This is a genomic window from Pseudomonas sp. P7758, assembly GCF_013386485.1.
Lineage (GTDB): Bacteria > Pseudomonadota > Gammaproteobacteria > Pseudomonadales > Pseudomonadaceae > Aquipseudomonas.
Genome location: NZ_JACARS010000005.1, coordinates 61,896 through 73,192, shown reverse-complemented (window position 1 = coordinate 73,192; position 11,297 = coordinate 61,896). Strand labels below are relative to the sequence as shown.

Sequence of the window (11,297 nt, the reverse complement as noted above, 5' to 3'; positions counted from 1 at the left end):
TTCTGTGAGCGAACTCATTCGCGTACCTGACATCGGCAGCGGTGAAGGTGAAGTAATTGAACTGTTTGTGAAGGTCGGCGACACCGTCGAAGCCGACCAGAGCATCCTGACCCTGGAATCGGACAAGGCGAGCATGGAAATCCCTGCTCCCAAGGCCGGCGTGGTCAAAAGCCTGAAAGTGAAGCTGGGCGACCGCCTGAAAGAAGGCGACGAACTGCTTGAGCTGGAAATCGAAGGTGCCGCTGATGCGCCCCCTGCGGCGGCCGCTCCTGCTGCTGCCCCGGCTCCTGCCGCCGAGAAGCCTGCCGCTGCTGCCGAGGCCCCTGCGGCTCCGGCGGCTGCACCTGCCGCCGAAACAGTTCAGGACATTCATGTTCCGGACATCGGTTCGTCGGGCAAGGCCAAGATCATCGAGCTGCTGGTTAAAGTCGGCGACACCGTCGAAGCTGATCAATCGCTGATCACCCTGGAGTCCGACAAGGCCTCCATGGAAATCCCTTCGCCGGCTGCCGGTGTGGTGGAAAGCATTGCCGTGAAGCTGGAAGACGAAGTCGGCACTGGTGACTTCATCCTCAAGCTGAAAGTAGCGGGCGCTTCGGCTCCTGCTGCTGCCGCTCCAGCCGCCGCTGCTCCGGCCGCCAAGGCTGAAGCCGCACCGGCTGCCGCCGCGCCTGCACCTGCGCCTGCTGCAAAAGCCGAGGCCGTACCGGCTCCGGCGGCTGCACCTGCGCCAAGCGGTGCCAAGGTTCATGCCGGCCCTGCCGTGCGCCAACTGGCCCGTGAATTCGGCGTCGAGTTGAGCGCGGTAACCGCCAGCGGTCCTCACGGTCGCGTGCTCAAGGAAGACGTGCAGGTTTACGTCAAATCCATGATGCAGAAGGCCAAGGAAGCTCCGGCTGCCGGCGCTGCTACCGGTGGCTCGGGCATTCCGCCGATCCGCACCGTCGACTTCAGCCGCTTCGGCGAAATCGAAGAAGTGCCGATGACCCGCCTGATGCAAATCGGCGCGGCCGGCCTGCACGCCAGCTGGCTGAACATCCCGCACGTGACCCAGTTCGACCAGGCCGACATCACCGACCTGGAAGCATTCCGCGTTGCGCAGAAAGCCGTGGCCGAGAAGGCCGGCGTGAAGCTGACCGTGCTGCCCCTGCTGCTCAAGGCTTGCGCACATTTGCTCAAGGAGCTGCCGGACTTCAACAGTTCGCTGGCGCCAAGCGGCAAGGCGATCATTCGCAAGAAGTACGTGCACATCGGCTTTGCCGTCGACACTCCGGATGGCCTGCTGGTACCGGTCATCAAGAACGTCGACCAGAAGAGCCTGCTGCAGCTTGCCGCTGAGGCTGCTGCACTGGCTGCCAAGGCCCGCGACAAGAAGCTCACCCCGGACGACATGCAGGGCGCGTGCTTCACCATCTCCAGCCTCGGGCACATTGGCGGCACTGGCTTCACGCCAATCGTCAACGCGCCGGAAGTGGCGATCCTGGGTGTTTCCAAGGCCACTATCCAGCCTGTGTGGGACGGTAAAGCGTTCCAGCCGAAGCTGATGCTGCCACTGTCGCTGTCCTACGATCACCGTGTGATCAACGGCGCGGCTGCCGCACGCTTCACCCAGCGCCTGAGCCAGTTGCTGAACGACATCCGCACCATCCTGCTTTAAGCCACAACAGGTCTTCTGCCCATGCAGAAGACCTGGCTTCAACGATTTCCGAGCGCCACGCTCGTACCTCAACCCCGCCAATTGGCGGGGCTTTTTTTGCCTGCTTTCCAGGGAAAACCTGGACACGGAAATCGAGGTTGTACACCGCCCATCACCCCGGTTGCAGAAAACCGCTCGCTGGCCGATAACCTACTTATAGCACTTAGCCTTCATCCTCTCTTGTCAGCCTGTGCTGCATGATGCAACCTTGCCGCAGGCAACAGTAAAGAGGGCGTGAGCCCGGCGCGATGCGCATTTTTCCAAGCGAGTTTCCCCATGAAAAGCCAACCCGATGTCGCCCGTACGGCGGCCGAGGTAGTGACGCAATTACCGGTGCCTTCGCGCCTCGGTATGCTGCGTTTCGAGCGGCTTAATGAGGCTAGCTGGGCCCTGCTGTACCTCGACCCCAATTGCGAACGCCAGTTCGGCCTGCCCGCGATGGAACTGTGCGCCCTGATCGGCTCGCCCTACGCCAGCCTGATGGAGCCCCAGGCGCGCTATCAGCTACATGATGCGATCCAGGAACAGCTGACCATCAGCCCGCATTACCTGGTGCGCTACACCCTGCACACCAACGACGGCCCATTGAGCCTGCTGGAACTGGGTGAAGCCTACAAACAACACAATCGTCACCTGCTGCGCGGCTACCTGATGGTGGTCGACGGCCTGTTCAGTGATCTCCCACCAGCCCCTGCGGCAGACCTGGAGAGCCAGAACAGCCGCTTGCAGATTGCCCTGGAACTCAACCAGCGCGCCCAGCAGGAACAACTGCAACACCTTGAGCGGGTACGCGCCCAGCAGGAATTGATCCTGCTGCTGGCCCGCCAGCGCTACAGCACCAACAACTCGCTGCAGGAAGCCGCCGAGCTGATCACCCGCAGTGCCTGCGATATCTACCAGATCGACTGCGCGAGCATCTGGAACCTCGAAAACCAGCATCTGGTGCCGATTTCCGCTTATCACCGCGCCGATCAGCAGCACCACCTGCCAGAGTCTATCGATGCCAGTGGCTTCCCGGATTACCTGGAAGCCCTGCAAACCAGTCGTGCGATCGACGCCACCAACGCCATGCGCGACCCACGCACGCGTGAGATGGCCGAGAGCCTGCGCCCGCGGGATATCCACGCCATGCTCGACGCCAGCATCCGCGTCGATGGCAACGTGGTCGGCGTGTTGTGCCTGGAGCAAAGTGGCAGCACCCGCGTCTGGCAGTCCGACGAGATCGCCTTTGCCGGCGAGCTGGCCGACCAGTTCGCCCAGGTGATCAACAACCACAACCGCCGCACCGCCACCAGTGCCCTGCACTTGTTCCAGCGAGCCGTGGAGCAAAGCGCCAATGCGTTCCTGCTGGTCAATTGCGACGGCGTGGTGGAATACGTCAACCCCAGCTTTACCGCGATCACCCAGTACAGCACCGAAGAAGTCCACGGCCACCAGCTGTCGGAACTGCCGGCACTGGAGAACCTCAGCGAGCTGCTGTTCGACGCGCCTTCAAGCCTGGCCAAGAGCAACAGTTGGCAAGGCGAGTTCAAGAGCCGGCGCAAGAACCTCGAACCCTACTGGGGCCAGTTGTCGATCTCCAAGGTTTATGGCGACAACCGTGAGTTGACCCATTACATCGGCATCTACGAAGACATCACCCAGACCAAGCTGGCCCAGCAGCGCATCGAGCGGCTGGCCTACACCGACAACCTGACCAACCTGGGCAACCGCCCGGCGTTCATCCGCAACCTGGACGAACGCTTTGCCCGGGACAGCGACAGCCCCATCAGCCTGCTGCTGGTGGACATCGACAACTTCAAGCGGATCAACGACAGCCTCGGCCACCAGACCGGCGACAAGCTGCTGATCAGCCTGGCCCGGCGCCTGCGCAACAGCCTGACCGCCAGTGGCAGCCTGGCGCGGTTTGCCAGTAACGAATTTGCCGTGCTGCTGGACGATACCGACCTTGAAACCGGCCAGCAGGTCGCCAGCCAGTTGCTGGCCACCCTCGACAAGCCGATGTTCGTCGACAACCAGCTGATCAGCGTCACCGGCTCCGTGGGCCTCGCCTGCGCGCCGCTGCATGGCCGCGATCCGCAGACCCTGATGCGCAACGCCGGCCTGGCGCTGCACAAGGCCAAGGCCAACGGCAAACACCAGGTGCAGGTATTTACCGAAGCGCTGAATGCCGAAGCCAGCTACAAGCTGTTCGTGGAAAACAATCTGCGCCGCGCCCTGACCCAGAACGAACTGGACGTGTTCTACCAGCCCAAGCTGTGCCTGCGCAGCGGTCGTCTGCTGGGGATGGAAGCGTTGTTACGCTGGAACCATCCGGAAAAGGGCATGATCCGCCCCGATCAATTCATCAGCGTGGCTGAAGAGACTGGGCTGATCATCCCCATCGGCAAATGGATCGCCCGCCAGGCCTGCCGCATGAGCCGACAGCTGACAGCCGCCGGCATGGGCAACCTGCAAGTGGCGATCAACCTGTCGCCCAAGCAGTTTTCCGACCCGGACCTGGTGGCCTCGATTGCCACGATCCTCAAGGAAGAACAGTTGCCGGCCAACCTGCTGGAACTGGAGTTGACCGAAGGCCTGCTGCTGGAAGCCACCGAAGACACGCGCCTGCAACTGGACCAACTGAAGAGTTTCGGCTTGACCCTGGCGATGGATGACTTCGGTACCGGTTACTCGTCGCTGAGCTACCTGAAAAAATTCCCGATCGACATCATCAAGATTGATCGCAGCTTCATCCATGAAATCCCGGACAACCAGGACGACATGGAAATCACCTCGGCGGTGATCGCCATGGCCCACAACCTCAAGCTCAAGGTGGTGGCCGAAGGCATCGAGACCGCCGAGCAGCTGGCGTTCCTGCGCCGCCACCGTTGCGACGTCGGCCAGGGCTACCTGTTCGACCGGCCAATCCCGGGGGCCGAGCTGCTGACGATGCTTAAACGCTATCCTCGCGGGCCAATCGCCTGACAGCGCGGTAACACTCGGGCACACTGGCAGTCTGAATTCTTACTTGTAACTCAATCTGACTGAGAGGACTGATCATGGTCTTGCGCTCGGAAATCCTGGTGAATAAAAACGTGCTTCCCACTCAAGAACAAGCTTTGCCTGGCCGTGAAACCCCGATGTCGCTGCCCGAGACGCACTTCGTCAACGGCAACCCGCTGCTGGGCCCCTTTGTCGACAACGTAGAGTTTGCGATCTTCGGCCTGGGTTGCTTCTGGGGTGCAGAGCGTCGTTTCTGGCAGCGTGACGGTGTAGTCAGCACGGTAGTGGGCTATGCCGGCGGCTACACGCCGAACCCGACGTATGAAGAAGTCTGCTCGGGCCTGACCGGCCACAGCGAAGTGGTGTTGGTGGTGTTTGACCAGGACAAGATCAGCTACGAAGAGCTGCTGAAAATGTTCTGGGAACTGCACAACCCGACCCAGGGCATGCGCCAGGGCAATGACATCGGCAGCCAGTATCGTTCGGTTATCTACGCGGTCAAGCCGGAGCACCTGGAGGCGGCGAAGGCCAGCGCAGAGGCTTATCAGGCGGAGTTGACCAAGGCGGGCCTGGGCACCATTACCACCGAAATCGAAGAAGCGCCGACGGTGTATTTCGCCGAGGCGTACCACCAGCAGTACCTGGCGAAGAATCCGCAGGGTTACTGCGGAATCGGCGGCACCGGCGTGACCTGCCCGATCTGATTGCACCAGATCGTTCCCACGCTCTGCGTGGGAATGCCGCTCTGGGCGCTCCGCGTCCGCTCTGAAATTCGTGACGCAGAGCGTCACAGGATGCGTTCCCACGCAGAGCGTGGGAACGATCAGTTACTCGGCGATAAGCCAATCCATCTGCCAGCCACCCTGGGTTTGCCCAAGCTGCTTGGACAACCACGGCAGCAGCTCACGCAACTCCTCCTCCAGCCCCCACGGCGGATTGGCAATCGCCAGACCCGAACCGGTCAGGGTGTTGGGCGTGTCCAGCGGATGCACCAGCAATTCCACCCGCAGCAACTTCGGCGCACCGGTACCGGCCAGGTCCTGGTAGAAGCGGCGCAGCATGCGCTGGTCCTTCACCGGGTACCAGATCGCAGCCACTGTCTGGCGCATCCGGCTCACGGCTTCCTTGAGGGACGCGGCGCAGCGCTGCATCTCGTCGAGCTTCTCGAACGGCGGGTCTATCAACATCAACGCACGCTTTTCCGGCACCGGCAGCAATGCCCGCGGCACGTGCCAACCTTCGCCAAGGTGGACTTTCACCCGACGATCACCCTTCATGTTGTCCTTGAGCAGCAGGCCGTCTTCCGGGTGCTTTTCGTTGAGCAGCACGCGGTCCTGAGGACGAGTCAGGCGTCGCGCCAGCTCCGGCGAACCCGGGTAGTAGCGCAATTCGCCATCCGGGTTCATCTCGTGCAGCACACGCATGTAATCGGCGGTCAGCGGCGGCAGGTCGGCCTGGCCCCACAGGCGGGCGATGCCTTCCAGGTATTCACCGGTACGGTTCGCCTGGTCGCCCTGCAGGTCGTACAGACCAATGCCGGCGTGGGTGTCGAGATAGGCAAACGGCTGCTCCTTGCGCGACATCAGGGCGATGAGGCGGGTCAAGGTCAGGTGTTTGAAGACATCGGCGTGGTTGCCGGCGTGATAGGCGTGACGATAATTCATGGTTGCTCCTGCGCAGGGGGCGAAGTTTACCTTTTACGCAGGCAAAGGTGCAGGGCTGCGCGTCAGGTGGCGCTTATGCCGCAAACACAGGGGCGCTGCCGAAAATAGTCTAATTGGCGGTGCGAAAGCGGATTTATTGTGGCGAGCAATTATCCATGGAGGTCATAACAACTCATGAAAGACGCCACCATCGCTTTGCACCATGGCTTCAAGTCGGACCCGACTACCAAGGCCGTCGCCGTGCCGATCTACCAGAACGTCGCTTTCGAATTCGATAACGCCCAGCACGGCGCCGACCTGTTCAACCTCGACGTGCCCGGCAATATCTACACGCGCATCATGAACCCCACCAACGACGTGCTGGAGCAACGCATCGCAGCACTCGAAGGCGGCATCGCAGCCCTGGCGGTGTCGGCCGGCAGCGCGGCGATCCACTACGCGATCCAGACCCTGACCCGTGCCGGTGACAACATCGTCACCACCCCGCAGCTGTACGGTGGCACCTACACCCTGTTCGCCCACTTGCTGCCGAGCTTCGGCGTTGACGTGCGCTTCGCCCGTGACGACTCCGCCGAAGCCATCGCCGAGCTGATCGATGACAACACCAAACTGGTGTACTGCGAGAGCATCGGCAACCCGGCAGGCAATATCATCGATATCGAAGCCCTGGCCAACGTCGCCCACGCCCGTGGCGTGCCGCTGATGGTGGACAACACCGTGGCCACGCCAATCCTGTGCAAGCCGATCCAGTTCGGCGCAGACATCGTCGTGCATTCGGTGACCAAATACGTGGGCGGCCACGGCAACTCGCTGGGTGGCGTGATCGTCGACAGCGGCACCTTTCCCTGGACCCAGTACCCGGAGAAATTCCCCGGCCTCAACCAGCCGGAGCCGGCCTATCACGGTGTGGTCTACAGCGAAAAATTCGGCCCGGCGGCGTTCATTGCCCGCGCCCGTACCGTGCCGCTGCGCAACACCGGCGCGGCCCTGGCGCCGATGAATGCATTCCTGCTGCTGCAAGGCCTGGAAACCCTGGCCCTGCGCATGGAGCGCCACACCGAAAACGCCTTGAAGATTGCCCACTTCCTGCAAGACCACGCACTGGTGGAGTGGGTCAGCTACGCCGGCCTGCCGGATCACCCCCACCATCATTTGGCGCAGAAATACATGCAGGGCAAACCGTCGGCGATTCTGTCCTTCGGCCTGAAGGGTGGTTATGAGGCGGGCGTGCGTTTCTACGATTCGCTGCAGATCTTCAAGCGCCTGGTGAACATTGGCGATGCCAAGTCCCTGGCCTGCCACCCGGCGTCCACCACCCATCGCCAGATGAATGAACAGGAGCAGGCGAAGGCCGGGGTGAAGCCGGAGATGATTCGCCTGTCTGTCGGCATTGAGGCGATTGAGGACCTGATCGAAGACTTGCAGCAGTCGCTGGCCTCAACCCAGCTCTGAGGCCAGCCAGGCGGCCAGCGCCTGATGGCTGACATCCGGCCGGCGCACGAAGCAGGCGACCTTGTGCTTCAAGGTCGCCGGCACAAAGGCGCTGTACAGGTCCGGGCGCTGTTCTTCCAGCCATTGCAACAGGTTGTCCACCTGCGTAACGCTCGTTTGCTCACCCAGGCGCTGGAGAACATGCGGCGGCACTTGCCACCATGGGCCGGGCTTTGCCGCTCCCGCTGCCGTAACCGCTACCTCATGCTGGCGACCATTGATCCAGTAGCGACTGAACACCGGGAGCAACTCCTTTGCCTGTGGCCCCAGCGCCTGCAACACAGGCAGGACATAAGCACCGTCCCAGAAGCGAAAGAACACCGCCGGCCCTTCCGGCAACAGTACCTTGGTCAGGCTGCGCAGATGCTCGACGACGGTGTGCAAGGAACAGGACGACACCGCCAGCCAACCCCAGTCGATACCTTCGCATTCGGCGGCCCATTTCAGAAAAGCGCTGTCCACGGCGACCACCGCGACGTAGGGCATGACCTCCTCCCACGCTGCATACTCGCTGCCCGCCCAGATGGGGCTAAGTGCACGTCCGTCGGTACGCCGCCACGCATCGAGCGGCTTGCAGTCGCTGGCATTGCCCATCACCGCAAACAACTGCTCGCCCGCCTGCAACGGCGCAGCCTCAAGCCACTGCCCGGGAGAAATCATGGCGCACCACCGGGCAGTGATGTATTGCGATGCAGGGGCGTATTGCACACGCCATTCCTGCAGCGCTCGCACTCTTCGCAAAAGGGTGCGCTGCGCTTCAGGCTTGACACCTGGACGGCACTCAACGGTGCAGGTATTACCGCCAGCAACTTTTCCTGCAGCCCCGGCGTCAGCGGCGCTCCCACCGGTGCCGGGGAGCCGCCAAGCTGGATTTGCGTGCTGCTGAAAATCCCGCCCGCCGAAACGTTGATCCACTGCCCACCGGCCTGGAGGGTCACGCTGGCACCCGCATCAATAACGACGTTTTGCCCGGCACCGATGTGAATGGTCAACCCGGCACGTACCTGCTGGGAACCCGCGACCATCAGGTGATCGTCCTGCTTGAGTTCGGTCAGGCGGTTGCCGTGGGTGGTGCGCTGTTCTTCGCCCTGAAGCTCTTGACGATCAAGGCCTTTAACGATCACGTCGCGCTGGTTGTCGACCTGCACGTGCTGGTCGTGCAGTACATGCTGGGTCCAGTTGCGCTGGGCGCGCAGGTAGATTTCCTCGGCACCCTTGCGGTCCTCGATGCGCAGCTCGTTGTAGCCACCGCCGCCGGGGCTGGTCTGGCTACGGAAGATGCTGCGGGTCTTGTCGGCTGGCAGGTCCAGCGGCACCGGCGTGGCGGCATTGGCCAGGCAACCGACCACCAGCGGCGTGTCGGCGTCGCCGTCGACGAAACCCACCAGCACCTCCATGCCCACCCGCGGGATCAACACCGAGCCGTAGTGCTCATGGGCCCAGCCACTGGCCACCCGCAGCCAGCAACTGGAATGTTCGTCGTGCTCCCCGGCGCGATCCCAGGCCATCTGCACCTTGACCCGGCCATACTCGTCACAATGGATCTCGCTGCCTGCCGGCCCTGTAACCACGGCGTTTTGATAGCCAGACACCGGCGGTCGCGATACCAGCAGCGGTGTTCGAAACGGCACCTCCCATGGCGTTACGACAAAGTGATTGCTGTAGCCCTGAGCCGATTCATCACCTGAGGCGTCGATGGTCGACTCCTCCAGCACCTGAGGCTGGCGCCCTGCATGCGTCACCTGGGTGACCAGCCACAAATCATTCCATTCCTGGCGAGGATGCCCTCCCATCCTCAGGAACTGCCCGCTGACCAGGGACGGCTGGTCGCTATGGCCACTGGCCTGGCGAAAGTCACCGCGATGGCGCTCCAACCTACGTTGCGCCAGGTATTTACCATGAGCGCGATCCGTAAAATTCCCGGGATAACACTGTTCCTCCAGCATGGGACGCTGGCCGCCGGACGCCGTGCTTTCCAAGCTCAGGCGTGGCTTTCTGAAGTCGTAGTCCCGCAGATTCACATCGGTGGTACGGGTCTTCAACCGCAGGGTAAAACGCTTGATCACCGGCGTGTCGGCAACCATCCCCGAACCCGCCGCGTATTGAGTGGCTTGCTCAGGCTGGGCGAACACGCTCTGGTCATCGCCGAACACCAAAAGGTGGCGCTCGGGGTGATGCTGGAAGTGGTAGTGAATGCCCGACTCGGCGCACAAGCGCTGGATGAACGCCAGATCGGTTTCGCCAAACTGAACGCAGTACTCACGCTCGGGGTACACCCCGCTCAGTTGAAACGAGAAGGCATCCGCCTGGATACCCTGCCCTTCCAGCACCAGTGCAATGATCTGCGGCACCGTCCGGTTCTGGAAAATCCGCTGGTGAGCGCTGTGCTCAAGATAAGCCAACCGCGGAACCAGCGTGATCTGATAACGCGTCAGGCGCTTGCCCGAGTCGCCTTGCGCCACCCGATAAACTTGGCCATGAATACCATGGCCATGCGCATCAAACCCCAGGAACGCCTGGCGATGCATCAAGCTTTCCAGGTCAAGGTCGGGTTGCTCGCTGACCAGTTCAAGGTCAAAACGATAGGGCAGGCTGATGAATTCATCGCCAGTGAACTCACGCACCTTGAGAACACTTGGCACACCGTCGAGGGTCAGGCTAAAGGCACTTTGATTGGCAGGAGCGAACATCCGGTGTTTCTCTGCGAGTAGTGGGTGGCCGATTCTGCACCAGCTGTTTGCCGAGCTGAGTGCGCTGCAGGCAAATCAGTAAATCCCTACATCGCAGGCGCTTTAATCTTCATGTATCAGGCATCGAAGCCCTACCACCAGCGTGCTAGCGTATTCGTCCCCCGTCGCCCCATGACAATGGAAAAAACATGGCCAACCGCTACGCAAAAATCGTCCTGACCCTTGCCCTGGCAGCCTTCGCCACACTCGTGGCCTTCAGCAACATCACCGACTACGGCTCCAACTTTGCCTTCGTCAAACATGTGCTGAGCATGGACACCACCTTCCCCGGCAACGCCGCGATGTATCGCGCCATCACCACCCCATGGCTGTGGCACGGTGCATATTGGCTGATCATCGCCGGTGAAGCCCTGACGGCCGTGCTGCTGGCGCGTGGAGCACTGGCCTTGTGGCGGGCTCGTCGTGCCACAGGTATCGACTTCAATCGCGCCAAGAAAAGCGCAATCGTCGGGCTGACCCTGGGTTTCGTGGTGTGGTTCTTCGGCTTTATGGTGATCGGCGGCGAGTGGTTCCTGATGTGGCAATCCCATCAGTGGAACGGCCAGGAAGCGGCGTTCAAGTTCTATATGGCGATCCTGGGTGTGCTGATTTTTCTCAACCAGCCGGACACTGACCACGACTGAAAAACCACGAATTCAAAATCGGTGGATGCCCTTTCACAAACTACTGTCAGATAGCTGACGGTAGTTTGTAGCCCTTTTCCCAAAGTAT

General features: G+C 61.6%; 8 protein-coding genes. 5 read left to right on the top strand and 3 right to left on the bottom strand.

Features of this window, described 5'->3' with window-relative positions:
* Positions 1 to 4: 4 nt before the first annotated feature.
* From aceF to msrA, 3 genes are all read left to right on the top strand, one after another.
* Complete coding sequence (gene aceF / locus HX873_RS00845) at positions 5 to 1,657, top strand: dihydrolipoyllysine-residue acetyltransferase (protein WP_177122253.1); 1,653 nt, start codon at positions 5 to 7, stop codon at positions 1,655 to 1,657.
* A 315-nt stretch (positions 1,658 to 1,972) separates the two neighbouring features.
* Entirely contained in the window at positions 1,973 to 4,663 is a 2,691-nt protein-coding gene (locus HX873_RS00840) for a bifunctional diguanylate cyclase/phosphodiesterase (RefSeq protein ID WP_177036449.1), read from the top strand.
* 74 nt (positions 4,664 to 4,737) lie between these two features.
* Positions 4,738 to 5,385: a peptide-methionine (S)-S-oxide reductase MsrA gene (gene msrA / locus HX873_RS00835; RefSeq protein WP_003209436.1), complete on the top strand. Its 648-nt coding sequence runs from the start codon at positions 4,738 to 4,740 to the stop codon at positions 5,383 to 5,385.
* Between the two features lie 123 nt (positions 5,386 to 5,508).
* Here the strand turns inward: msrA and HX873_RS00830 are convergent, their stop codons facing one another.
* The gene (locus HX873_RS00830) at positions 5,509 to 6,345 is read right to left on the bottom strand and encodes a 23S rRNA (adenine(2030)-N(6))-methyltransferase RlmJ (protein WP_003209435.1); all 837 of its coding nucleotides are present in this window, start codon (positions 6,343 to 6,345) and stop codon (positions 5,509 to 5,511) included.
* 174 nt (positions 6,346 to 6,519) lie between these two features.
* Between HX873_RS00830 and HX873_RS00825 the strand changes: the two genes are divergently transcribed.
* Positions 6,520 to 7,797 carry an O-acetylhomoserine aminocarboxypropyltransferase/cysteine synthase family protein gene (locus tag HX873_RS00825; RefSeq protein WP_177122252.1) on the top strand — a complete coding sequence of 426 codons (1,278 nt, stop codon included), beginning with the start codon at positions 6,520 to 6,522 and terminating at the stop codon, positions 7,795 to 7,797.
* Here the strand turns inward: HX873_RS00825 and HX873_RS00820 are convergent.
* Complete coding sequence (locus HX873_RS00820) at positions 7,783 to 8,496, bottom strand: DUF4123 domain-containing protein (RefSeq protein WP_177122251.1); 714 nt, start codon at positions 8,494 to 8,496, stop codon at positions 7,783 to 7,785. The two genes, HX873_RS00825 and HX873_RS00820, sit on opposite strands and share 15 nt — an antisense overlap.
* Complete coding sequence (locus HX873_RS00815) at positions 8,493 to 10,526, bottom strand: type VI secretion system tip protein VgrG (RefSeq protein WP_177122250.1); 2,034 nt, start codon at positions 10,524 to 10,526, stop codon at positions 8,493 to 8,495. The genes HX873_RS00820 and HX873_RS00815 overlap by 4 nt, the downstream gene beginning before the upstream one ends.
* Positions 10,527 to 10,714: 188 nt before the next feature.
* On the opposite strand from HX873_RS00815, the gene HX873_RS00810 reads away from it, so the two are divergent.
* The gene (locus HX873_RS00810) at positions 10,715 to 11,209 is read left to right on the top strand and encodes a DUF2165 family protein (protein ID WP_177080409.1); all 495 of its coding nucleotides are present in this window, start codon (positions 10,715 to 10,717) and stop codon (positions 11,207 to 11,209) included.
* The last annotated feature ends 88 nt before the right edge of the window (positions 11,210 to 11,297 follow it).

Bases quoted from the DNA above. Each gene is read 5' to 3' on its own strand.
- HX873_RS00840 (WP_177036449.1), top strand. From the start codon at position 1,973: ATGAAAAGCCAACCCGATGTCGCCCGTACGGCGGCCGAGGTAGTGACG.
- msrA (WP_003209436.1), top strand. From the start codon at position 4,738: ATGGTCTTGCGCTCGGAAATCCTGGTGAATAAAAACGTGCTTCCCACT.
- HX873_RS00830 (WP_003209435.1), bottom strand. From the start codon at position 6,345: ATGAATTATCGTCACGCCTATCACGCCGGCAACCACGCCGATGTCTTC.
- HX873_RS00825 (WP_177122252.1), top strand. From the start codon at position 6,520: ATGAAAGACGCCACCATCGCTTTGCACCATGGCTTCAAGTCGGACCCG.
- HX873_RS00820 (WP_177122251.1), bottom strand. From the start codon at position 8,496: ATGATTTCTCCCGGGCAGTGGCTTGAGGCTGCGCCGTTGCAGGCGGGC.
- HX873_RS00815 (WP_177122250.1), bottom strand. From the start codon at position 10,526: ATGTTCGCTCCTGCCAATCAAAGTGCCTTTAGCCTGACCCTCGACGGT.
- HX873_RS00810 (WP_177080409.1), top strand. From the start codon at position 10,715: ATGGCCAACCGCTACGCAAAAATCGTCCTGACCCTTGCCCTGGCAGCC.